The sequence below is a fragment of the Mycoavidus sp. HKI genome (assembly GCF_020023735.2).
Lineage (GTDB): Bacteria > Pseudomonadota > Gammaproteobacteria > Burkholderiales > Burkholderiaceae > Mycoavidus.
Genome location: NZ_CP076444.2, coordinates 458,901 through 481,968, shown reverse-complemented (window position 1 = coordinate 481,968; position 23,068 = coordinate 458,901). Strand labels below are relative to the sequence as shown.

20 protein-coding genes and 1 tRNA gene are annotated in these 23,068 nt (G+C 49.0%); 7 read left to right on the top strand and 14 right to left on the bottom strand.

Translation table 11 applies throughout. The annotated features are described in order from the left end of the window. Positions 1–45: 45 nt before the first annotated feature. The 9 genes from KMZ15_RS01985 to mnmA form a co-directional block, all read right to left on the bottom strand. Positions 46–741, bottom strand: a complete 696-nt coding sequence (locus tag KMZ15_RS01985; protein WP_223693631.1) for a TerC family protein — start codon at positions 739–741, stop codon at positions 46–48. Between the two features lie 46 nt (positions 742–787). Next, positions 788–1,669, bottom strand: coding sequence for a succinate--CoA ligase subunit alpha (sucD, locus tag KMZ15_RS01980; protein WP_223693629.1), 882 nt, complete (start codon positions 1,667–1,669; stop codon positions 788–790). 106 nt (positions 1,670–1,775) lie between these two features. Then, entirely contained in the window at positions 1,776–2,936 is a 1,161-nt protein-coding gene (gene sucC, locus KMZ15_RS01975) for an ADP-forming succinate--CoA ligase subunit beta (RefSeq protein ID WP_223693626.1), read from the bottom strand. A 51-nt stretch (positions 2,937–2,987) separates the two neighbouring features. Beyond that, positions 2,988–3,437, bottom strand: coding sequence for a recombination regulator RecX (gene recX / locus KMZ15_RS01970; RefSeq protein WP_223693623.1), 450 nt, complete (start codon positions 3,435–3,437; stop codon positions 2,988–2,990). A 39-nt stretch (positions 3,438–3,476) separates the two neighbouring features. Continuing rightward, the gene (gene recA / locus KMZ15_RS01965; RefSeq protein WP_223693620.1) at positions 3,477–4,577 is read right to left on the bottom strand and encodes a recombinase RecA; all 1,101 of its coding nucleotides are present in this window, start codon (positions 4,575–4,577) and stop codon (positions 3,477–3,479) included. 122 nt (positions 4,578–4,699) lie between these two features. Then, positions 4,700–5,266: a cytochrome b gene (locus KMZ15_RS01960; RefSeq protein WP_223693617.1), complete on the bottom strand. Its 567-nt coding sequence runs from the start codon at positions 5,264–5,266 to the stop codon at positions 4,700–4,702. A gap of 379 nt (positions 5,267–5,645) precedes the next feature. Beyond that, positions 5,646–6,029: a CCDC90 family protein gene (locus tag KMZ15_RS01955; RefSeq protein WP_223693615.1), complete on the bottom strand. Its 384-nt coding sequence runs from the start codon at positions 6,027–6,029 to the stop codon at positions 5,646–5,648. Positions 6,030–6,155: 126 nt separating this feature from the next. Further along, positions 6,156–7,553 (bottom strand): adenylosuccinate lyase, encoded by a 1,398-nt coding sequence (purB, locus tag KMZ15_RS01950; RefSeq protein ID WP_223693613.1) that lies wholly within the window; start codon positions 7,551–7,553, stop codon positions 6,156–6,158. A gap of 177 nt (positions 7,554–7,730) precedes the next feature. Next, positions 7,731–8,831, bottom strand: a complete 1,101-nt coding sequence (mnmA, locus tag KMZ15_RS01945) for a tRNA 2-thiouridine(34) synthase MnmA (protein ID WP_223693611.1) — start codon at positions 8,829–8,831, stop codon at positions 7,731–7,733. A gap of 94 nt (positions 8,832–8,925) precedes the next feature. Here mnmA and KMZ15_RS01940 point away from each other — a divergent pair, with 94 nt between their 5' ends. The 4 genes from KMZ15_RS01940 (at position 8,926) to KMZ15_RS01925 (ending at position 13,188) form a co-directional block, all read left to right on the top strand. Then, positions 8,926–10,077 (top strand): hypothetical protein, encoded by a 1,152-nt coding sequence (locus tag KMZ15_RS01940; protein ID WP_223693609.1) that lies wholly within the window; start codon positions 8,926–8,928, stop codon positions 10,075–10,077. 57 nt (positions 10,078–10,134) lie between these two features. Further along, complete coding sequence (locus KMZ15_RS01935) at positions 10,135–11,307, top strand: Re/Si-specific NAD(P)(+) transhydrogenase subunit alpha (protein ID WP_223693607.1); 1,173 nt, start codon at positions 10,135–10,137, stop codon at positions 11,305–11,307. A gap of 121 nt (positions 11,308–11,428) precedes the next feature. Further along, a complete protein-coding gene (locus KMZ15_RS01930; RefSeq protein WP_223693606.1) occupies positions 11,429–11,773 on the top strand; it encodes an NAD(P) transhydrogenase subunit alpha in 345 nt (114 codons plus the stop codon). Further along, positions 11,770–13,188 carry an NAD(P)(+) transhydrogenase (Re/Si-specific) subunit beta gene (locus tag KMZ15_RS01925; RefSeq protein ID WP_223693603.1) on the top strand — a complete coding sequence of 473 codons (1,419 nt, stop codon included), beginning with the start codon at positions 11,770–11,772 and terminating at the stop codon, positions 13,186–13,188. The genes KMZ15_RS01930 and KMZ15_RS01925 overlap by 4 nt, the downstream gene beginning before the upstream one ends. A gap of 178 nt (positions 13,189–13,366) precedes the next feature. On the opposite strand, the gene KMZ15_RS01920 is transcribed toward KMZ15_RS01925, so the two are convergent. Beyond that, positions 13,367–13,443: transfer RNA gene (locus KMZ15_RS01920), tRNA-Arg, on the bottom strand. 64 nt (positions 13,444–13,507) lie between these two features. Then, on the bottom strand, positions 13,508–15,598 hold the full coding sequence (uvrB, locus tag KMZ15_RS01915) for an excinuclease ABC subunit UvrB (protein ID WP_223693601.1): 2,091 nt from the start codon (positions 15,596–15,598) through the stop codon (positions 13,508–13,510). 138 nt (positions 15,599–15,736) lie between these two features. On the opposite strand from uvrB, the gene KMZ15_RS01910 reads away from it, so the two are divergent. Further along, positions 15,737–16,945 (top strand): amino acid aminotransferase, encoded by a 1,209-nt coding sequence (locus KMZ15_RS01910; protein WP_223693598.1) that lies wholly within the window; start codon positions 15,737–15,739, stop codon positions 16,943–16,945. A gap of 13 nt (positions 16,946–16,958) precedes the next feature. Here the strand turns inward: KMZ15_RS01910 and parC are convergent, their stop codons facing one another. Continuing rightward, a complete protein-coding gene (gene parC, locus KMZ15_RS01905; RefSeq protein WP_223693596.1) occupies positions 16,959–19,268 on the bottom strand; it encodes a DNA topoisomerase IV subunit A in 2,310 nt (769 codons plus the stop codon). A gap of 79 nt (positions 19,269–19,347) precedes the next feature. Beyond that, positions 19,348–19,932: a hypothetical protein gene (locus KMZ15_RS01900; RefSeq protein WP_223693594.1), complete on the bottom strand. Its 585-nt coding sequence runs from the start codon at positions 19,930–19,932 to the stop codon at positions 19,348–19,350. A gap of 302 nt (positions 19,933–20,234) precedes the next feature. Between KMZ15_RS01900 and KMZ15_RS01895 the strand changes: the two genes are divergently transcribed. Next, positions 20,235–20,474, top strand: a complete 240-nt coding sequence (locus tag KMZ15_RS01895; RefSeq protein ID WP_223693592.1) for a Brp/Blh family beta-carotene 15,15'-dioxygenase — start codon at positions 20,235–20,237, stop codon at positions 20,472–20,474. A gap of 236 nt (positions 20,475–20,710) precedes the next feature. After that, positions 20,711–22,033, top strand: coding sequence for a pyridoxal phosphate-dependent aminotransferase family protein (locus tag KMZ15_RS01890; RefSeq protein WP_223693590.1), 1,323 nt, complete (start codon positions 20,711–20,713; stop codon positions 22,031–22,033). A gap of 208 nt (positions 22,034–22,241) precedes the next feature. Here the strand turns inward: KMZ15_RS01890 and KMZ15_RS01885 are convergent, their stop codons facing one another. After that, entirely contained in the window at positions 22,242–23,063 is an 822-nt protein-coding gene (locus KMZ15_RS01885; protein ID WP_223693588.1) for a hypothetical protein, read from the bottom strand. Between the last annotated feature and the right edge of the window lie 5 nt (positions 23,064–23,068).

Below are 23,068 nucleotides of genomic sequence, written 5' to 3'. Positions count from 1 at the left end.
CCCAGTAGTCAGCCGTTTGGCTAGATTAATTGAACAAGTACCGGTCTAGTCACGGGCAGTGCGCCGTTTAAGTCCCGTGCCTAGCACCACTACCAGCGCGGCGCCAAGGGCGCTCGCTATGTAGCCGGCAACCGGCGTAACGAATAGTTTGAATTGTTGTACCCATGGGTCGCTCATAATGAGCCCAGCAGCAATCCAGCCAAGTAAAGCAGCGCCTGCTGCGATAATCAGTGGAAAACGGGTTAATAATTTTAATACCAACTGGCTACCCCAGATAATGATTGGGATACTGAGGATTAGGCCGAAGAGGATAAGGAAAAAACGCTGTTCAGGCTGCGCTGCTTCTGCTGCGCCAGCGATCGCGATGACATTATCAAGGCTCATCACAAAATCTGCGGCGATGATAGTTTTGATTGCGCCTAAGAGCTGGTCATTAGACCGAATATCATTATTGGTATTAACTTCGGGCAACATAAGCTTGATGCCAATCCAAAATAGCAACAAACCGCCCATCATTTTTAACAGCGGAATATGGAGCAAGGTGACCGCAAAACCGATCAACAACACGCGCAACACAATCGCGCCCGCTGTCCCCCATAATACACCGCGCATACGTTGCTGAGCAGGTAAATTACGACAAGCAAGCGCAATTACCACGGCATTATCGCCGCCCAACAAAAGATCAATTGCTACGATCTGGGCAATCGCCCCCCAATGAAGATCAGTCAGCAGTGCCAGCATGAACATCTCTCCTAATGGGGTTTGAAAGCTGTCTACATTAATAAGCTTACAGCGCTGCTTTTAACAAACGACCCATTTCAGATGGGTTCTTTGTCACCGTAATGCCGCAGGCTTGCATAACTTGCAGTTTTTCATCAGCAGTGCCTTTACCGCCAGAGATGATGGCGCCAGCATGGCCCATCCGTTTGCCTGGAGGCGCAGTGACGCCTGCGATAAAACCGACCACAGGTTTTTTCATATGGGCTTTGACCCATTCAGCAGCCTCTTCTTCGTCTGAGCCGCCAATCTCGCCAATCATCACAACGGCATCCGTCTCAGGATCATCATTGAAAAGACGCAAGACATCGATATGCTTCAAGCCATTCACTGGGTCGCCACCGATACCCACTGCCGAAGACTGCCCTAGGCCAAGCGCCGTCAATTGGCCAACCGCCTCATAGGTCAAAGTACCCGAACGTGAAACCACGCCAATCCGGCCTTTTTTATGGATATGGCCCGGCATAATGCCGATTTTGAGTTCGTCAGGGGTAATCACGCCTGGACAATTTGGCCCCAATAACAAGGTTTTACGATTCTCCCGGCGCATGCGGTCTCTGAGTTCGATCATATCGCGCACAGGAATGCCTTCGGTAATACAAATCGCAAGCTCAAGTTCAGCTTCCACGGCTTCCCAAATCGCGGCAGCAGCGCCGGCTGGCGGTACATAAATCACCGATACGGTAGCACCTGTATTCGCTTTGGCTTCTTTCACGCTGCCAAAAATCGGAATGCCTTCAAAATCTTCGCCGGCCCTTTTAGGGTTGACGCCCGCGACATAAGCAGCGCGGCCATTAGCATAATCACGGCAAGTACGGGTATGAAACTGCCCTGTCTTACCCGTAATCCCTTGCGTGATAACTTTTGTATCTTTGTTAATCAAAATCGACATATATCAGCCTCTTTTCAGCTTTTTCGTTTGAACTCAGCGCGCCATGTATGCACTCAGTTCAATATGATGTATCCGTATCCGGGGTTAAGTCAGAAGAAGCTCAACTTTATTGAGCCGCTGCAACCACTTTCTGCGCAGCTTCTTCCATACTATCGGCCGAAATAATGGGCAAACCAGACTCAGCAAGCATTTTCTTGCCAAGATCTTCGTTGGTCCCTTTCATGCGGACGACCAGCGGCACTTTCAGCTGCACCGCCTTCGAGGCAGCAATCACGCCTTCAGCAATCACATCACAGCGCATAATGCCGCCGAAGATATTGACCAAAATTGCTTTGAGCTCTGGATTTTTGAGCATAATCTTGAAGGCTTCTGTGACTTTCTCAGTGGTGGCGCCGCCACCCACATCGAGAAAGTTAGCAGGTTCACCGCCAAAGAGCTTAATTGAGTCCATGGTCGCCATCGCCAGGCCCGCGCCATTGACCAAGCAGCCAATATCGCCATCAAGCGAAATATAAGCAAGATCAAATTTTGAAGCTTCGACTTCGGCTGGGTCCTCTTCATCTACGTCACGGTATTCAACCAGTTCTGGATGACGGAAAAGCGCGTTTGAATCAAAATTGAATTTTGCATCCAGCGCAATGACTTGACCTTCACCCGTCAGGATCAACGGATTGATTTCAGCGAGCGAGGCATCGGTTTCCCAGAATGCTTTATAGAGTCCCTGCAATATAGTGCGCGCTTGCACCAATGAAGTTTGAGGGATGCCAATACTTGTTGCCAATTTATCCGCTTGCGCGTCGGTTAGGCCCTGAGTTGGGTCAACCGCTACTTTATGGATCAATTCAGGCGTTTTTTCAGCAACTTCTTCAATTTCCATGCCGCCTTCGCTAGACGCCATGACGGTCACTTGTTGCGTCACCCGATCTACGACCAGACCAATATAAAGCTCTGTTTTGATGTCCGCGCCTTCTTCGACCAACAGACGCCGCACTTTTTGACCTTGCGGACCGGTTTGGTGCGTTTTTAATTGCATGCCAAGAATCTGGCCGGCATATTCGCGCACCTGATCAATCGACTTTGCCACTTTCACGCCACCGCCTTTACCACGGCCACCTGCATGAATCTGTGCTTTAACAACCCATACCGGGCCACCAAGCTCTTGCGCAGCTTGCACTGCCTCATCAACTGTAAATACCGGTTTGCCGCGTGGTACAGCAACACCAAATTTGCGCAGGATTTCCTTACCCTGGTACTCGTGAATCTTCATTCGCTGATCCCTTTAAACAGGCCTTTAAAACCCTTGATTTTAACATAGCTATCAATCTTCATCGCAGCCTCCGAGCAACCTTACGATTATTGCATTGGCAAACCCGCGCATCATCAGAAAACGGGCTTGCCGCGCACGTTCAACGTGGGTTGCGGGTAAAACACCATATTTTTTCTCCCAAACAGCCTTGGCGCGGGAGAATTCGGTTTCTTGTAACTCAGTGCCAATGCGCTCGATTAGCTCTTCATCAAGCACATGTTGCTTGAGTTCATGAATAATTCGATGCGCGCCGCAACGCGCCGCGCGGCGGCGCGCCACGCTTTCGGCAAAGCGAGTATCAGATAACCAGCCCTCATGCTGCAGCGTGTTGAGTAGCGCATCGACATCGGCTTCGCTATCTGTATAAGAGGACAACTTGCGCTGTAATTCAACGCGACTGTATTCTCGGCGCGATAAATATCCCAATGCACGCCCTTTTAAACTAGGATTAGCACGCATCATTTCACAAATGAGACATCTCCAAAGCAAATGTACAAACAATCACCCAAGAATTGGCGATGATTGCCGCTTTGGCGTTTTAGTTTCAGTGTTTTCTTGAGTTTCATCCGTTGTAGGCATGGCCACCACGCCAAATGAAATGCGAACTTTGTTTTCAATTTCACGGGCAATCTCTGGGTTTTCACGCAGATATTCACGCGCATTGTCTTTGCCCTGCCCAGCGCGCTCGCCATTATAGCTGTACCATGCGCCAGCCTTTTCAACAATTTTCGCTTGCACGCCAAGGTCAATGATTTCGCCTTCACGCGAAATACCTTCACCATATAGGATGTCAAATATAGCTTCACGAAAAGGCGGCGCAACTTTATTTTTGACTACTTTCACCCGCGTCTCAGAGCCAATGACCGAATCCGCTTTTTTGATTGAGCCAATGCGGCGGATATCAAGCCGTACTGATGCATAGAACTTCAATGCATTGCCGCCCGTTGTGGTTTCCGGACTACCAAACATCACCCCGATTTTCATCCGAATTTGATTGATAAAAATGACTAGGCAGTTTGTCCGGTTGATGGTCCCAGTAAGCTTACGCAATGCCTGTGACATCAAGCGCGCTTGCAGGCCAGGCAAAGAGTCGCCCATATCCCCCTCAATTTCAGCCTTGGGTACCAGCGCGGCGACGGAATCAATGACAATTAAATCAACCGAACTCGAGCGCACCAATGCATCTGTAATCTCAAGCGCCTGCTCACCTGTATCAGGCTGTGCAATCAAAAGATCAGACACGTTGATGCCAAGCTTTGCTGCATATTGGACGTCCAACGCGTGTTCTGCATCGATAAATGCGCAGGTGCCCCCGAGTTTTTGCATCTCAGCAATAACTTGTAAAGTGAGAGTGGTTTTGCCCGAGGATTCCGGCCCGTAGATTTCAACCACACGACCGCGAGGCAAACCGCCTACCCCAAGCGCAATATCAAGCCCCAGCGAGCCAGTGGAGACGACTTGAATATCTTCAACCACTTCCCCATCGCCCAGGCGCATGATTGAGCCTTTGCCAAATTGCTTTTCAATCTGCGCCAGCGCAGCGGCAAGCGCTTTGCCTTTTTCAGCCGTTAAGCCCGCTTGGCCTTTCTTGCTTTCTTCCATGAATCATCCTTTGTGGGGGTAAACGGCGCTCCGTCTAAATGTAAATGCCGCTTTCCAAATTAGCATACCACATACTGTATAAAAAAACAGGTGTCTTAGCAAGGCCATATGGTTAGAAAGCATCAATTTTTTTTCCAGCACGGCAACATGCGCGCCAGCACACCATCTCGGTCAATAAATTGATGTTTAAGCGCTGCCAGCAGATGCAGCACCACCAATGTTGCTAACGCATAGTTCAGATAAAGATGCGACATGCTAAAAAATGGTTGCAGTGCTGGGTTAGGCTCAATCAGCGCGGGTAACGGCACTAAGCCTAAATAAACCACTGGCGCGCCCGCTGACGAATTCAATAAATAACCAGACAACGGCACAGCAAACATCGCCACATAGAGCAATGGATGCATTAAATTGGCCGCCCAACGCTGCCAAGCTGGTAACTCGGAGGGCAACATAGGCGGCCGATGCAGCGCCCGCCATATCACCCGCAAGACAGCTAGCATAAACACTGTCACCCCGATCCATTTATGCCAAGCATAGTATTGTATTTTAGTTGGCGTAAAGGTCGGAATATCCGTCATCACCCAGCCCAACCCAAATGCGCAGATCATCAAAACTGCAATTAACCAGTGCAACGCGATGGCAGGCGCGGTATATTTATTTAGTGTGGTATGGGTTGGTGCGTAAATCATGAAAGCATCTCCTTTTTGCATTTCGTCTTAGTATTCCAGGCCATTAGATGGTCATGGTACTACAGCAAGATACGAAAACATCTGAACTGATCGCCTGCAGCGAGTGCGGCACACTATGCCGGCTAATCTGCTTCCCGTGATGCGCACTCAGTCCCCTTTTGGCACCCGAGATGACAGATTATGAGCGGGATCGCTCTGTGCTGGACCAGCGGTTGGATTGCCTCAGCAACCGACTTTCACAATGCTTGCAGAGAATTCAATGACAAAAGAGACGATCACACCAAGCTACGATGCAATCGTCAAAGACCACCGACGCGCCATTGAGCGAATAGCACAAGAAATTACAAACCCCATTCGGGCGATAAGCAATAAATATGAGCTACGCACTAAAGCCGATCGGCCAAAATTTGAATATACCGAATAAACCACTTTGCGCAATAGCGAGTCCTATGATCCATTTAAGAAGACCAAATCTTAAATCTTTTATTTCATGGCTCAAATCATTGCGTACATTTTTTATCTCAGTACTCAAATCATTACGTACATTTTTTATCTCATTACTCAGTTCATTGCGTACATCTTTGATTTCATGCCGTAACTCTTCTTTAGTTGCTAGCAAGTCCTCTTTGGTTGCTAATTCTTGCAAATTAATGGCAAAAATTTCAGACAAAACTTCTGCCTCAGCTTCTGCTTGCGCTGTTGGAACGCCCGCTTCTCTCAGACGTTTAGAAAATTTTAATGTATCAAATATAGCCATAGCCACGACAACCCTCCATAACTCTTTCAAATTTAGCACATGTAGCATTTTCCACCCCACAAATTAACTTTGTGGGTTTAATTATTATCCAATAATTTATACTTGGCAAGGGATTTTTATCATTTATTTTAACTAGCTTACATGCGCCGCTAATTCAATCGCCTGACCAATATAGGAGGCTGGAGTAAGAGCTAACAAATACGTTTTTGCATCTGCCGGAATAGGCAATGTACTAATAAATGTATGCAATACTTCACGAGTCATGCTCTTGCCACGGGTTAATTCCTTGAGTTGCTCATACGGGTTAGGCACACCATAACGCCGCATCACCGTTTGTACAGCTTCGCCCAGCACTTCCCAACACGCATCGAGATCAGCGCTAAGTCGCTGCGGATTGACCTCAAGTTTAGCAAGCCCACGCAAGCAAGAGTCATAGGCTAGCAAGGCATGGCCAAAAGCAACGCCGATATTGCGTAGTACCGTCGAATCCGTCAGATCACGCTGCCAACGCGAAACTGGCAGCTTATCGGCTAAGTGCCGCAATAGCGCATTGGCCAGCCCCAAATTGCCTTCTGAATTTTCAAAATCAATTGGATTGACTTTATGCGGCATGGTGGACGAACCGACCTCACCTGCCTTGGTTTTTTGTTTGAAATAACCGACTGAAATATAACCCCACAGATCGCGATTCAAATCAAGCAATATAGTATTTGCACGTGTAATCGCATCAAACAGCTCAGCCATATAATCATGGGGTTCGATTTGAATCGTGTACGGATTGAAGGTGAGCCCAAACCGCTGTTCAATCACTGCACGCGAAAACGCGGGCCAGTCAAGCTCTGGGTAAGCGCTTAAATGGGCATTGTAATTGCCCACCGCGCCATTCATCTTGCCTAATAGAGGCACCGTAGCAATACGCTCAATAGCCCTTGATAAACGAGCGGCAACGTTGGCAATTTCTTTGCCAAGCGTAGTTGGGCTAGCCGGTTGCCCATGCGTGCGTGACAACATAGGTTGCGCAGCATGGGTATGCGCCATTGCAACCAGCCGCTCTTGCAACGCGTTTAACGCTGGCAACAAGACATCTGCGCGCGCGCCCTTGAGCATCATCCCATAAGCAGTGTTATTGATATCTTCTGAGGTACAGGCAAAATGAATAAATTCACTTGCGCGCTCCAGTTCAGCCTGCCCTTTGACGGATTCTTTGAGCCAATATTCGACCGCTTTGACATCGTGATTGGTGACCCGCTCAATTTCCTTAATGCGCATAGCATCTTCTGCGCTAAATTTCTCAATAAGCTGCAGGAGAAAAGCTTCAGATTGCGCAGAAAAACGAGGCACTTCAGTTAAGCCTGCATCAGACAGGGCGAGCAGCCAATGTATTTCAACCGTGACGCGATGGCGCATGAAGGCGGCTTCTGAAAGCCAGGTGCGTAGCGCCTCGGTCTTTGCCGCATAGCGGCCGTCGAGCGGAGAGAGTGCGGTTAGTGTATGAGTGTGATCAGAAGAGGTAAAGGTAGTATCAACCATGGGAGAGCCGTTTTTTATAGAAATGTGATTTTAGCACTGTCGTAATGCAATGAAATCCAGCTTGCCGCTGGTGCCTGGGCCAATAGTTAGTTGTCTCTGAAAAAGTCTAATTTTGCCCGCTACCACTATTGATTCGTTGCTATTTAGCACCATAGGATAAAAAACGGGCGTTTTTAATTACAGGTTGCTACCGTTAACTTTATCAATCACCCCACCGCCTATGCATATGTCACCGTCGTACAACACTGCTGATTGCCCAGGTGTAATAGCCCATTGCGACTCACTAAAACTTAACGCAAAACGCTTACCGTCTATACGCTTCACAACGCAGTGTGCATCAACCTGACGATAACGCGTTTTCGCACTGCATATAAATCCGTCAGGCGGCGGCTCACTAGCAACCCAGCTCGCATCGCCAGCTTTAAGCGTTAGACTCGTTAACCATGGATGATCATGCCCTTGTACAACATAGAGCGTATTGCTCTCAATGTCTTTAGCCGCCACAAACCACGGTTCGCCATTGCCGTCCCGACAGCCACCCAGCCCAATGCCTTTTCTCTGCCCAAGCGTGTAAAACGCTAGCCCAATATGCTCGCCCACTACGCGCCCGTCTGGTGTCTTCATCGGACCCGGTTGATGCGGCAAATAGCGATTCAGAAAATCTCTAAATGGCCGCTCGCCAATAAAACAAATCCCAGTTGAATCTTTTTTCTGCGCATTGGGCAGCCCAATTTGGGCGGCAAGTTCACGTACTTTCGTTTTAGGCAGTTCACCTAAAGGAAAGCAGGTACGGGCCAACTGATGTTGATTCAGCCGGTGTAGAAAATAGCTTTGGTCCTTCGAGAGATCATGGGCTTTCAGTAGCTGGAAGCTGCCATTCATCGCCTGCTGCACGCGCGCATAGTGTCCTGTTGCAATTTTTTGCGCGCCTAAAGCAAACGCATGATCGAGAAAAGCTTTGAATTTGATTTCAGCATTACACAGCACATCTGGATTCGGTGTACGCCCCGCTGCATATTCACGCAAAAATTCGGCAAATACACGATCTTTATATTCGGCCGCAAAATTAACCGCTTCAAGATCAATGCCAAGCAAATCAGCAACCGACACCACATCCAGCCAGTCCTGACGCGTTGAACAATATTCATCATCATCATCGTCTTCCCAATTTTTCATGAAAAGGCCGATCACTTCATAGCCTTGTTGTTTGAGCAGCCAGGCAGTCACCGACGAATCGACGCCACCTGACATGCCCACTACGATACGTTGCTTAGTCATAATTTGTTACTTCAATAATGGTCTTTTATGGTAAATTATTTTCTCAGCCATAATTTATGGCGCTCAAAATATATCTCCATAAAAGGATGTCCTGATGCACACCCAATTCACCTATAAACGGCCGGAATTAGCTCGTAGTCTGTGCGATAGTCTGGCCGGCATAGGGATTGCTAATTCACGCTCTGGCCTGTTTTTAGCCGGGCCACGGCGCGTCGGCAAAAGTACTTTCCTTAATGAGGATCTGGTGCCAGAAGCGCATGCACGCAAATGGATACCCGTTTACGTCGATCTATGGTCAGACAAAAATACTAATCCAGCAACTCTAATTGCCGAGGCGATCAAAACCAAAATCGGCGCCTTTGATAGCATCATCACCCGCCTAGCAAAAGCGGCGAAACTGGACAAGGTTGCTGTGATGGGTACGCTTATACTGGATTTTAAGCAATCCGGTTTGCCCCACAACACGACTCTGACTGACGCGTTGCGCATTTTGCACCATATTACCAAACAGCCAATTGTCTTAATTGTAGATGAGGCGCAATGCGCGCTCACCACTGAAGCCGGCCTAAACGCTATGTTTGCACTCAAATCCGCTCGTGATCAACTCAATAGCGGCCATAGCATGCCAACGCTGATGTTGGTATTTACCGGCTCCAATCAAGATAAGCTTGCGCATCTCGTACTTAAAAAGGACCAGCCTTTTTTTGGCAGTGACGTGATTCAGTTTCCTTTACTGGATAAGGGGTTTACAGATGCATTCACGACTTGGGCTAATCAGAGTCTATCTCAGAATAACCAGTTTACCCAAGAAGGTATGTGGGCGGCCTTTAAATTAGCAGGGCATCGGCCGGAAATCCTGCGCCAGCTTGCGGGCAAAATCGCAATTAGTGGCAACGCTGCCAATTTTGCTGATTTACTCTCCCAAAATGCTGAGACTTGGCATGAGCGGATTTGGGAAGAGTTTGAGAGTGATTTTAATGCACTTACTTCATTGCAGCAGGCCATTTTAGAGATCATGGTGCTAAAGAGTCGTGATTGGTCACCCTACTCCGAATCCTCAATGGCAAGTTATCGGCTACTGAGCAAACAACCTACACTAACGGTTGCTTCAGTGCAAACTGCCATCCAGAGTCTACGTGAGCGCGGCTTTATTTGGCAATCAGGACGCGGGGCTTACGCGCTTGAAGATGATAGTTTTGCTGAGTGGTTTCGGCATACACGTAGACCCATATCGATTTCAGTTTAATCAGGTTAGAATGTACAAAATGCAACCGAGCTGAGGACAACACCAAGGAAAAGTAAGATGCATATCGGCATCCCGCTGGAGACCTATCCGGGCGAGGCGCGTATCGCGGCAACTCCCGAGACCGTTAGCAAACTCGTGGCCCAGGGTCATTACGTCACGGTGCAAAAAGAGGCTGGCGCGCGCGCTTGGTTCACTGATCAGGCGTTCATTATGGCTGGCGCTGAGATTGGCGATGCGCGTACCGCCTTGACGGCTGATCTCGTACTTAAAGTCCATGCGCCCAATGATGCTGAACTTGCGTTGAGCAAAGCCGGCTCCGTCTTGGTAGGGATGCTGAATCCGTTTGATCACGAACAGGTAGCGCGGCTCGCCGAAGCTGGCCTGATCGCTTTTGCGCTGGAGGCCGCCCCTCGCACGACGCGCGCACAAAGCCTTGATGTTTTATCTTCGCAAGCCAATATTGCCGGTTATCGCGCTGTGCTAGTGGCGGCTTCTTTGTATCAGCGGTTCTTGCCGATGCTCATGACTGCAGCAGGCACCGTGAAGGCTGCACGGGTCTTGGTCCTCGGTGCAGGAGTGGCCGGCCTGCAAGCAATTGCAACGGCAAAGCGGCTTGGCGCGGTGATAGAGGCCTCCGATGTACGGCCAGCCGTTAAAGAGCAAATTGAATCGCTTGGCGCAAAATTTATCAGTGTGTCGTATGAAACCGATGATGAGTGCGCAGCAGGCGAAGGCGTCGGCGGCTACGCGCGGCCTATGCCGGCGAGTTGGTTACAGCGCCAAGCAGCGCAGGTACGGGAGCGCGCGCAACACGCCGATATCATCATCACCACCGCGCTCATTCCAGGCCACCCAGCACCAGTATTACTGAGCGAAGACACCGTCAAAACAATGAAACCAGGTTCAGTGATTGTGGATCTTGCGGCTGGACGCGGCGGCCCATCTAATCCGGGCGCGGGCAATTGCGCTTTGACCGAAGCAGATAAAGTCGTCACTCGCTATGGCGTACAAATCGCCGGTTATACAAATTTGCCTGCGATGGCCGCGACAGACGCATCCGCACTTTATGCACGTAATGTGCTTGATTTTCTGAAACTGATCATAGATTCAAGCGGTGCATTGGCGATTAACATGAAAGACGATATTGTGGCCGCCACGCTACTGTGTCGCGATGGCAAACTATTAAAACCCGCTCATAAACCGTCACCCACTGTTATCAGATCAATATAAGCGCTGATTGCTCGCCATCTAGCGCCGCTTATCCGTCTGATATTAATATGGCGGATCTGTACCACTGGTGGCAAAAAGTTTATCTGATAGCGCCCGATCCGTTTTGCGATGGAGACTCACCATGGATATCATCAATCACACGACCATTAATTTGATCATTTTTGTGCTCGCCATTTATGTCGGCTATCACGTTGTCTGGAATGTCACGCCTGCGCTACATACCCCATTAATGGCGGTGACCAATGCTATTTCAGCGATTGTGATTGTCGGGGCCATGCTCGCTGCCGCGCTCACTACCGACAGTACAGGTCGACTCTTTGGCGTATTCGCGGTATTGCTTGCCGCCATCAATGTCTTTGGTGGTTTTTTGGTCACTCGCCGCATGCTAGAAATGTTTAAAAAGAAAGCGCCGAAAACCCCTTCGCACGAAATAACTGGCGGACTATCAAACAAGGATGCCCAATGAATATGAACCTTGTTACTCTGCTTTATTTGATTGCGTCGGTTTGTTTTATTCAGGCGTTAAAAGGCTTATCCCACCCCAAAAATGCGCGGCGCGGCAATTTATTCGGCATGGTCGGCATGGCGCTTGCGATTCTCACTACCTTGGCACTTATCGCTAAACAAGCACCAGGAGCAGGGTCGGCCTGGCTGCTTGGCGCGCTCGCGATAGGGGGCGGGCTGGGGGCGTTGGCTGCGGCCCGCATTGAAATGACAAAAATGCCTGAGCTTGTGGCAGCTATGCATTCATTAGTTGGGCTAGCGGCAGTTTGCATCGCCTATGCGGTAGTGGCTGAACCCGCCGCTTTTCTGCTTTCCACGACAGGCGTACTGCCTTATGGTAATCGCGCTGAGCTTTTTATTGGCGCCTGCGTTGGCGCCATCACCTTCTCTGGCTCAGTGATTGCATTTGGCAAGCTATCTGGCAAATATCGCTTCCGGCTTTTTCAAGGAAGTCCAATCGTCTATGCAGGTCAACATCGATTGAATTTGATGCTGGCGCTCACCATGGTCGGCTTTGGAAGCCTCTTTTTACTCTCACAAAATTGGTTGCCATTCATTTTAATGACGGTACTCGCCTTCGCCCTTGGCGTACTGCTAATTATCCCAATCGGCGGCGCTGATATGCCAGTTGTTGTATCAATGCTTAATGCTTACTCAGGCTGGGCAGCAGCAGGTATCGGGTTTTCATTGAATAACCCTATGCTGATTATTTCTGGCGCTCTGGTTGGCTCGTCAGGCACGATTCTGTCTTACATTATGTGCCGCGCGATGAATCGGTCATTTTTAAACGTATTACTGGGCGGCGTTGGTAATCACCCGCTGTCGGCAAGTCACGCAAAGCATATTGAGCGCCCAGTGAAAGTGGCTTCCGCCGATGACGCCGCCTTTATGCTCGCCAATGCCGAATCAGTTGTGATTGTGCCAGGCTATGGACTCGCCGTAGCGCGCGCGCAACATGCGCTCAAAGAATTAACCAGCAAGCTCACCGCCAAAGGCATACAAGTACGTTATGCGATTCACCCCGTGGCCGGACGGATGCCCGGCCATATGAATGTACTGCTGGCTGAAGCCGAAGTCCCTTATGAACAAGTGTTTGAAATGGACGAGATTAATGTTGAATTCGGCCAAACTGATGTAGTGCTTGTACTCGGGGCAAATGATATTGTGAATCCAGCAGCTAGAAACGACCCCCAATCACCCATTTCAGGTATGCCTATCCTTGATGCCTATAGAGCGCGCGCGGTGATTGTGAATAAGCGTTCAATGGCTACGGGTTACGCTGGGCTGGATAATGAACTTTTTTATATGAATAAGACCATGATGGTATTTGGCGATGCCAAAAAAGTTGTGGAGGATATCGTTAAAGCGGTTAATTAACGGACATACTCTCCTCGCTCGACACGATTAGCGAGTTAACGATTCCATCCCCATATCTTTAATGAACTGAGTGCACGATCGGGATACGCGTCAAACGCAAGTGACCCAAAATCTACCCACAAAAAAAAGCCACTTCGGTGGCTTAGGACCTAAGTGGCTGATTTTTAAAGAGAATTACTGGTGCGGCTGGCAGGATTCGAACCCACGACCCCTTGGTTCGTAGCCAAGTACTCTATCCAACTGAGCTACAGCCGCACACTAAGGACGGCATTATAGCAGCTTGCTCTCAAGTTGGAAATGGCTTATCGTTAAGATTATCTCATCCGCTTGCGCTGCTCAGCGCATCGTGAGTATCCGCACCAAAGACTCGCACCCGTAGTAAAGCGAGCTGATCACGGGCTTGAGCCGCTTTTTCAAACTCAAGATTCTTCGCGTGCTCCATCATCTGCTTTTCGAGTCGTTTAATTTCTTTGGCAAGCTGCTTCTCGCTCATCCCCTCAAATTTCGCCCGCTCTTGGGCAACCTTCAATTCAGCGCGTGCATCATCAATGTTATAGACACCGTCAATAATATCTTTGATCCGCTTGACCACCCCAGTTGGTGTAATTTGATGAGCCTGATTGTGCGCAAGCTGCTTAGCGCGCCGGCGCGCAGTTTCATCCATTGCCCGTTTCATTGACCCGGTGATTTTGTCCGCATAAAGAATCGCTTTACCATTTACATTACGTGCGGCGCGGCCAATGGTTTGAATCAGCGAGCGTTCCGCCCGCAAAAAACCTTCTTTGTCTGCATCGAAAATTGCGACCAGCGAAACCTCTGGAATATCGAGCCCCTCGCGCAGCAAGTTAATCCCCACCAGCACATCAAACACACCGAGCCGTAAATCGCGAATGATTTCGACCCGCTCAACGGTCTCAATATCGCTATGTAAATAACGGATTTTGACGTTATGCTCAGACAAAAATTCGGTCAGCTGCTCGGCCATGCGCTTTGTCAATACAGTAATGAGTACGCGCTCACCCACCTGCACACGCTCACGGAGTTCTGCTAAGACATCATCCACCTGTGTGCGGGCTGGCCGCACTTCGATTTCCGGATCGACCAAACCCGTAGGCCGAACCAACTGCTCAACCACCTGCCCAGATACACGTTGCTCATAATCAGCAGGCGTCGCCGAAACAAAAATGACTTGGCGCAACTTGCCCTCGAACTCGGTAAATTTAAGTGGCCGGTTATCAAGTGCAGACGGTAAACGGAAACCATAGTTCACTAGATTCTCTTTACGCGCCCGATCGCCGTTGTACATACCATTTAATTGGCCAATCAATACATGCGACTCATCAAGAAACATCAAAGCATCGGGTGACAAATAGTCAACCAGCGTTGGCGGCGGCTCACCAGGAGCCGCTCCCGAAAAATGACGTGAGTAGTTTTCGATCCCTTTGCAAAAACCGAGTTCTTGCAGCATCTCAAGATCAAAACGGGTGCGCTGTTCAATCCGCTGCGCTTCGAGTAATTTTGCTGCACCATTAAAAAATTCGAGTCTATCGCGCAACTCCGTTTTGATGGTTTCAATCGCACGCAGAACGGTATCGCGTGGCGTGACGTAATGAGAAGACGGATATACAGTAAAGCGCGAAAGTTTGCGCTGGATATGGCCAGTTAACGGATCAAATAAATATAATGAATCAATCTCGTCATCAAATAACTCAACCCGCACCGCCATTTCCGCATGTTCGGCCGGAAAAATATCAATCGTATCGCCCCGCACCCGAAAGGTACCCCGCTGAAAATCTGTCTCATTGCGCGTGTATTGCATTGAGATCAAGCGCGCAATGACTTCTCGCTGGCCGAGCTTATCGCCCATTCTCAGCGTCAGAATCATTTGATGATATTCGCCTGGATTACCAATCCCGTAGATGGCCGACACCGTTGCCACAATGATCGTATCGCGCCGCTCCAGCAAACTTTTGGTTGCCGACAGCCGCATTTGCTCAATATGTTCGTTAATGGATGAATCTTTTTCGATAAAAAGATCGCGCTGCGGCACATATGCTTCTGGCTGATAGTAGTCGTAATAAGAGACAAAGTATTCAACCGCATTACGTGGGAAGAATTCTCGAAACTCTGAATACAGTTGTGCCGCAAGGGTTTTATTTGGCGCAAACACAATTGCCGGCCGGCCAAGCCGCGCGATGGTGTTTGCCATTGTGTAAGTTTTACCCGAGCCGGTTACGCCCAGCAGCGTCTGAAATGACAAACCATCCTCAAGCCCACTGACCAACTGCTCAATCGCCGCTGGCTGATCGCCAGCAGGGAGATAGGGTTGGTACAATTGATAAGGGGAGTCGCCGAAAGTGATAAATTTCGATTCGTCCAGCTTATCTTGATTTTCCCGCAAATCAGTCATTTTGGATAAAATAATGGGGTGAGCCTAAATAACCGTAATATCTTGCTAGGCGCCAGTTGAATGATAGACTCAACCGGTACCTTTGGTTCTTAGGCGGAATGTCCTTATTCTACCCTGTCCTTTTTTTGAGCAGCCCTCATGACTCTTTTTGCCACCGTTGAACTTGCACCACGCGACCCTATTTTGGGCCTAAATGAAACATTTGGTGCCGATACACGCCCAACTAAAGTCAATCTCGGGATTGGCGTTTATACTAATGACGAAGGCCGCCTGCCGTTATTGCGCGCCGTGCGTGAAGCAGAAAAAGCGCGCATTGAAGCCGCTATCCCCCGCGGTTATTTGCCGATCGATGGCATCGCCGCTTACGATGCTGCCGTCCAGAAATTATTATTTGGCAATGCCTCACCACTGATCGCGCAAGGTCGCATTGTCACCGCCCAATCTCTAGGCGGCACCGGCGCATTAAAGATCGGCGCAGATTTTCTGAAACGTCTCAACCCAAATGCAAAAGTCGCGGTCAGCAATCCAAGCTGGGAAAACCACCGCGCGATCTTTCAAGCTGCCGGCTTTGAGGTTCTGAGCTATCCTTACTACAGTGCTGAAACACAAAACGTTGATTTTGTTGGCTTAAGTAGCACATTAAATACTTATACACCAGGCACGATCGTCGTATTACATGCATGTTGCCACAATCCAACCGGCGTTGATCTGACTCCCGAGCAATGGCAACAAGTGGTTCAGATTGTTAAAGAGCGCGAACTCATTCCATTTCTTGACATTGCCTATCAAGGTTTTGGCGCAGGTATCGAGGAGGACGCTGCGGCCATCCGGCTATTTGCCGAGGCGGGCATCAATAGCTTTGTCGCGAATTCATTTTCAAAATCATTTTCGCTATATGGCGAGCGCGTTGGCGCGCTGTCGGTGATCACCTCAAGCCAAGACGAAGCCATGCGCGTACTATCACAACTCAAGCAAGTGATCCGCACCAGCTACTCAAACCCGCCCACTCATGGCGCAGCCTTGGTTGCGACCATCCTAAACTCGCCAGAATTACGCACGCTTTGGGAAGAAGAGCTCAGCGAAATGCGCGGCCGGATTTTATCGATGCGCAGCAGCCTCATTGCCAAGCTGAAACACTATGGAGCAAAACGCGACTTTGACTTTGTCAGCCGCCAACACGGCATGTTTTCGTATTCAGGGTTAAACGCTCAGCAGGTTGAGCGTTTAAAAACAGAATTTGGCATTTATGCCGTCAGTACCGGCCGTATCTGCGTGGCGGCATTGAATACGAAGAACGTTGAAGTCGTTGCACAAGCGATTGCGCATGTGCTGGACACAACTGTATGAAAATATTTTAAGCTTACGCGGGCCGCAGACCGGTTGGTTTGAACTTGACCGCTGGCGCGCGGCCACGGCGAGCGCGTTTACCTAGCACGGGCGCCAGCGCCGCAAGCGACACAGTTGCTTCGGCTGGTTTCCCGCCACGCCCAACACCAGTCAAGACTAAACCAGCCGCTCCAAAAACAGCTGTTTGTACCAGCGTTTCTCCGTCATCCAAGCCAATCAAGGTCAAGCCACGCCCGCCACCCGCTAAAATCTTCAGCTCATCTAGGCTAAATACAAGTAAGCGAGCACTACTTGATAAACATGCGACATATGAGGCCTGCGGCAATAACGGCACCGGCAATAGCGGCATGGCCTGTGCATCGAGTGTCATAAATGCTTTGCCCGCCTTAACACGGCTCACCATGTCGCCAATCTTGGCGATAAAACCAAAACCGGTGCTCATCGACAGTAAAAGCCGCTGTTCAATAGGTGCGGCAAAGTAATGCAAAAGCTGCGTGCCTGCCGCCAGCTCAAGCAACGACGTGAGCGGCACCCCATCACCACGCCCACCGGGCAGGATTGCAATCGGGACAGAATAAACGCGGCCATTGCTACCCCAGGCAATTAAAGTATCTGGCGTGCGGCATTCAAATGCGCCATACAGCTGATCACTCGCCTTAAACGCAAATTGAGCGGCATCCAGTCCATGGCCCTTGTGCACGCGGACCCAGCCTTTTTGCGAAATAACAACCGTGATGGGCTCATCGACCACACGCGCCTCAATCACTGCGCGCCGTTCTTGTTGAATCAGCGTACGCCGCTCATCACCGTATTGTTTAGCATCCGCGTCTATCTCGCGGATGAGTAAACGCTTCATTGCCGCCTCACTGCCAAGCAGCTCTTGCAGCTTGGTGCGCGCATCGCGCAGCTCTGCTAACTCTTTTTCTAGTTTGATACTTTCGAGCCGTGCTAACTGCCGCAAACGGATCTCAAGAATATCGTCAGCTTGTCGCTCACTTAAACCAAATGCATGAATCAATGCGGGCTTCGGCTCATCCGCTTCACGAATAATACGAATCACTTCATCCAGATTTAAAAAGACAATCAGCCGCCCTTCAAGAATATGAATGCGAGCCTCCATCTTCGCCAGCCGAAAGCGGCTACGCCGCGTGATCGTCACAAAACGAAACGCAACCCATTCACGCAAAATCTCTATCAATGGCTTTTGGCGCGGCCGACCATCTGTGCCAATCATCACCAAATTGAGTGCGACATTGGACTCCATGCTGGTCTGCGCAAGCAGCGTATTGATAAATTCATCCACCTCGATACGACTTGATTTTGGCTCAAACACAAGACGCACCGCTGCCTCCCGCCCGGATTCATCACGCACCGTATCGAGTAAGGAAAGGAGATGTTGTTTCGTCTGCTGCTGTTCGGGTGTGAATGTTTTTTTACCGGACTTCAGCTTTGGATTAGTCAGTTCCTCAATTTCTTCAAGCACCTTCTGCCCCGACGCATTCGGCGGCAACTCGGTAATCACTAACTGCCATTGGCCACGCGCAAGCTCCTCGATTTTCCAGCGTGCGCGCACTTTCAGGCTGCCCCGCCCGGTCTGACAGGCAGAAGCTATTTCATCAGCGCTTGAAATAATTTGACCGCCTCCCGGGAAATCCGGCCCAGGAAGTATTGTCATGAGTTCTGCATGGGAAAGCTTTGGATTGCGAATCAACGCAATCGCCGCTTGCGCCACTTCACGCAGATTATGAGATGGAATTTCAGTGGCTAAGCCAACCGCAATCCCCGAAGCACCATTCAGCAATACAAAAGGCAAGCGTGCCGGCAAACCTCTAGGCTCTTCGTTCGACCCATCATAATTCGGCATGAAGTCGACCGTGCCTTCATCCAACTCAGCCAGTAAAAGCCGGGCAATTGGCGTCAAGCGCGCTTCGGTATAACGCATAGCGGCAGCGCCATCTCCATCACGCGAGCCAAAATTACCTTGGCCGTCAATCAATGGATAACGCAATGAAAAATCTTGCGCGAGCCGTACTAAAGCGTCATAAGCGGATTGATCGCCATGTGGGTGGTATTTACCCAGCACGTCGCCCACCACGCGCGCCGATTTAACAGGTTTAGCATCGGCGGCGAGCCCCATCTCGCTCATCGCGAACAAGATGCGGCGCTGTACAGGTTTTTGCCCATCGCCTACTTCGGGCAGCGCACGCCCTTTGACTACGCTGACGGCGTAGTCAAGATAGGCGCGTTCTGCGTAGTCGCCGAGCGTTAGAAATTCAGTGTCTGCCCCGTTGGCGGTAGTGAAGTTGATGTTTTGTTGTTCCATTCAATGTTTATATTGGGCTAAGCCGGAATGAGTGTCAAGCTTAGCCCATATAAAGTTAAGCTGCTTTTGCCACAATAGCTTATGAAGATTTTTTCAGAGAAGGCATAAGAATACCAAGATCTTCTAATGGAACAAAGTAATAACCTGGTCCTGACACTTGGGCTTTTAACTCTACAGAATAATACACTTGACCATCTTCTGCCGTTTGTTCGCTGTACCCAGAAACCTCTACATCATGAATTGGATTGTAGGTTCCATCCTTAGTATCTGCATGCTGAATTTGTAATAAGCCCGCGTCGCGCCTTAAATTTAATTGAATTTTTAATTCACATTTCTCGAACAAAGAATATGCCTCGCTTTCCCCTACAATTTCATACAACAAACCGCTAGGCAATGTTTCAGGTTTAGGTTCCGAAACTCTAACACTAAATTTAGCACTACCCATAAAACCTATTGTTCCACTTCCATGAAGAAACAATGAAGCTCGTCCATCCTCGCTGGATCCAAGCCTAAGGATCATATTTTGCGCTGACAATACACTACCTACAGATGCTTTAGTCGCCTTAGCATGACTAGTATTACTATCATTACTGTCACCACCTCCACAACCAACAAGCGATATGCTCACAGCACCTACCAAAGCTAGTTTCATTAACATTTTCATCTCGATTTAAAATTTAAAAAAGATTTTTTCAATTTCAAAAAATATTAAGCTTTTTAAAAAAGCTTAACTTAAGATAAACCAGAAAAATATTTTAATCAAGTCGATATAGCCACAAATACAACTCTTCTTATTCTTAATTTCATATTTTCTCAAAAGACTTTTTTATTATTTTTTTATATTTTATTAAAAATACTTTTTCTCTTATTAAATTTTATAGGCATATCCTTACACACATAATCACCAGCCTGCACAATAAATATCTTAAGAAACAAATTACAAGCCATTGATTTACTGTGTATAGCATGCTGGCAATTGGCACCGTATTCATCGGCTTTCCGCATGGCGCCTTTGATCATTGGGTCGCAACCCACCGTTGGATGCCTCGACTTGGCCGTCAGTGGTGGCTCTTGTTTCTGCTAGGTTATCTAGGCCTGACAGCGCTCGTGTTGTTCGGATGGGTTTATGTTCCAGCGGTGACACTAAGTGTTTTTTTTGCGATGATAGTAGTTTGCCTATGGTTTAGTCATCGCTCACAAAGCTAAGGAACCTCTGCAAAAGCCTGAAGGTTATCGTCCATCCAAATTGTGATCAAGAGACAGAGCGGGAAACGCCGAAAATTCCGCCCAGTCAGTTGGCCTCATTCAAGTTGGTGTGGTGTAGAGTAAGATTTATGGGTACAGTGTTGTTTGTAGTCAATGGGAGATTTTCCAACCTGAATGAGATCACGTCTTGATTAGGACAGATCATAGTTTAAACAAAAATAAGGAGGAGCTATATTGTGGATAATTTCAATGTGTTAAGTGGCAGCATGGGTGATTTTCTTCATATACCTGGAGCTAATCTCCTTAATAGGACTGCTGCCTTCTATAATTGGCAGCAAGCGCGCCGCCAAGCGGGTCTCTGGCCATATGGCCGTTCTACTGAGAATGGGCCGCACAGTAGATGCCTGGCACGTACCGATGACGGAGATTTGTTCGAAGGCGTTAATTTCGCATCCCAAGATTATTTAAGCCTGTCCTCTCATCCAGAAGTGCTTAACGTAGCGATAGAAACCATACAACGCTTTGGCGTTCATAGCGCAGGTGCGCCTGCCTTTGTTGGCAATACATCACTATCGCTTGCACTGGAGAATAAGATTGCGGAATTCCTCAGTGCTGATCACATTATTCTCTATCCAACCGGCTGGGCCGCTGGCTTTGGTGTCATTCAAGGCTTGGTCCGATCCAATGACCATATTGTCATGGATAAGCTATCTCATTTTTGTCTGCAGCAAGGTGCTCGAGCCGCAACTAAGAACGTACATTTCTTCCGCCATAATAATCTTGAAATGGCGCGTGAAAAGTTGGAGAAAATTCGCGCCAGTGACACAGAAAACGGCATCTTAGTTGTGACAGAAAGTTTGTTCTCGATGGACTCTGATAGCCCAGACCTTAAAGCGCTGCAAGAGTTGGCACACGAATTCAACGCTACTTTGGTCGTCGATGTAGCGCACGATCTCGGCAGCTTGGGCGAAAATGGGCGAGGTCATCTTGAACTGCAAAATATGATAGGAAAAATTGATGTAATCATGGGCAGTTTCTCAAAAACTTTCGCCTCTAGTGGAGGCTTTGTTGCCAGTAGCCAGCGAAGTGTGAAAGAGTATTTACGTTATTTTAGCTCGCCCAATATTGGTTCTAATGCCCTGTCACCCTCACAAGCGGCTATTGTTGGCAAGTGCTTCGACATCGCCGCTTCTGGCGAAGGCGTGGCTTTGCGCCGCAAATTAATGAACAATGTAATGCTACTGCGTCAATTGTTGAACGACTCTCACTTTGACACGTACGGCGAGCCGTCGCCCATCGTTTCCGTTAAAATAGCGAATGAGGGCTTGGCACGTCTAGTTAGCCGCTGCTTACCGACGATCGGGCTTCTATCCAATTTGGTTGAGTTTCCAGCCGTTGCGAAAGGAGCTGCCCGTTTCCGCTTTCAAGTTATGGCTAACCATACAAACAAAGATATCACTGACGGCGCCGATTTTTTCAGGATGGCTATGGCTATAGCCAGTACTGAGGATGAAACGTTAAAGTCTGGGGCCATCGAGTCGGCTGAGCTTACAAAATGACCCATGCAGATGCTAGAAGCACAAATTTCGCCAGCGACTGAAATCAAATGGCCCCAATTTGAAACTTCGTAGGCGAAAAATTAACTTACCGTGGGCATTCGTTTATTAAAACGGTGCCCTTAACATCTCTCTGACTGAAATTGAAAGGAAGAAGAGGATGTCAATCCGTGCTTAACACTATGGCGGGAAACAAACCACTAAACTGAGCTTACTTTACCCCCCAAGCCAGAACCGAAGCCACTTCTTGGCGTAGCCAGATACCAAAATCGGTGAGCCGGTCGCGTAGCTGGAGCGGCGATACATCAGGGTTCAGAAAAGTCTCCAGGACCCATCGCATATCAGCCTCCCGTTCCGGGTAATGTCTTGAAAAGCACATATAAAGCAGATAAAGACTGGTCGCATAACGGTTTTCACGCTCCATCACCAGTTCAAAACCAGTACGCAAAATCCTTTTCATCAGTGACTGGACCTGCTCAGGTGAAACCGGCCTTCCGCTCGTCAGCTCAGCCTCGACAGCAGACAGCTGCCGGTCGAGGAGTTCCGCATCCATCATCATTGCCAAACCAGGGCGGCAATCCGGTAAAGCCGGTCCGATATCCGGCCCATGGATGCACAATGACTGGGTTTTGATAATCATGGAGACAATTGGGTTCACCCGCGCAAAGTTGTGATGGAAAGTGACCGAAACAAATTCTACTGCGCAAGGAAAGCCTAGTCGCTGAACAGGCGCGTCATCAGACCATGGCAAAGCTTGCCAGATAACACACTCAGTCCCGCGGGGGTAAACCAGACAAAAACTGTCCAAGTCGGAAAAGCCGGCGATCGCCGTACCAAAAGCGACGGAACCTCGAACATAAACGCTATGCAACTGCTCACCCAGTTTCTGGATATAGATTTGGCGAATCTCCTCTAGCGCTTCGAGCCACGGAGAAACCAGCCGCTCGGGCGAGGCTGGATTAATCACGTAGCCGTCCTTCGTCTGCGAGAAGAAGCTGCCAAGCGGCTCGATTTCACGACGTTGATTCCTCATCGCTG

Excerpts from the sequence above, each read along its gene's own strand:
- KMZ15_RS01935 (WP_223693607.1), top strand. The coding sequence starts at position 10,135 with ATGCATATCGGCATCCCGCTGGAGACCTATCCGGGCGAGGCGCGTATC.
- KMZ15_RS01895 (WP_223693592.1), top strand. The coding sequence starts at position 20,235 with ATGCTGGCAATTGGCACCGTATTCATCGGCTTTCCGCATGGCGCCTTT.
- purB (WP_223693613.1), bottom strand. The coding sequence starts at position 7,553 with ATGGTTGATACTACCTTTACCTCTTCTGATCACACTCATACACTAACC.
- KMZ15_RS01885 (WP_223693588.1), bottom strand. The coding sequence starts at position 23,063 with ATGAGGAATCAACGTCGTGAAATCGAGCCGCTTGGCAGCTTCTTCTCG.
- KMZ15_RS01900 (WP_223693594.1), bottom strand. The coding sequence starts at position 19,932 with ATGAAAATGTTAATGAAACTAGCTTTGGTAGGTGCTGTGAGCATATCG.
- KMZ15_RS01925 (WP_223693603.1), top strand. The coding sequence starts at position 11,770 with ATGAATATGAACCTTGTTACTCTGCTTTATTTGATTGCGTCGGTTTGT.
- recA (WP_223693620.1), bottom strand. The coding sequence starts at position 4,577 with ATGGAAGAAAGCAAGAAAGGCCAAGCGGGCTTAACGGCTGAAAAAGGC.
- uvrB (WP_223693601.1), bottom strand. The coding sequence starts at position 15,598 with ATGACTGATTTGCGGGAAAATCAAGATAAGCTGGACGAATCGAAATTT.
- KMZ15_RS01960 (WP_223693617.1), bottom strand. The coding sequence starts at position 5,266 with ATGATTTACGCACCAACCCATACCACACTAAATAAATATACCGCGCCT.
- mnmA (WP_223693611.1), bottom strand. The coding sequence starts at position 8,831 with ATGACTAAGCAACGTATCGTAGTGGGCATGTCAGGTGGCGTCGATTCG.
- sucD (WP_223693629.1), bottom strand. The coding sequence starts at position 1,669 with ATGTCGATTTTGATTAACAAAGATACAAAAGTTATCACGCAAGGGATT.
- KMZ15_RS01910 (WP_223693598.1), top strand. The coding sequence starts at position 15,737 with ATGACTCTTTTTGCCACCGTTGAACTTGCACCACGCGACCCTATTTTG.
- KMZ15_RS01985 (WP_223693631.1), bottom strand. The coding sequence starts at position 741 with ATGCTGGCACTGCTGACTGATCTTCATTGGGGGGCGATTGCCCAGATC.
- recX (WP_223693623.1), bottom strand. The coding sequence starts at position 3,437 with ATGATGCGTGCTAATCCTAGTTTAAAAGGGCGTGCATTGGGATATTTA.
- parC (WP_223693596.1), bottom strand. The coding sequence starts at position 19,268 with ATGGAACAACAAAACATCAACTTCACTACCGCCAACGGGGCAGACACT.
- KMZ15_RS01940 (WP_223693609.1), top strand. The coding sequence starts at position 8,926 with ATGCACACCCAATTCACCTATAAACGGCCGGAATTAGCTCGTAGTCTG.
- KMZ15_RS01930 (WP_223693606.1), top strand. The coding sequence starts at position 11,429 with ATGGATATCATCAATCACACGACCATTAATTTGATCATTTTTGTGCTC.
- sucC (WP_223693626.1), bottom strand. The coding sequence starts at position 2,936 with ATGAAGATTCACGAGTACCAGGGTAAGGAAATCCTGCGCAAATTTGGT.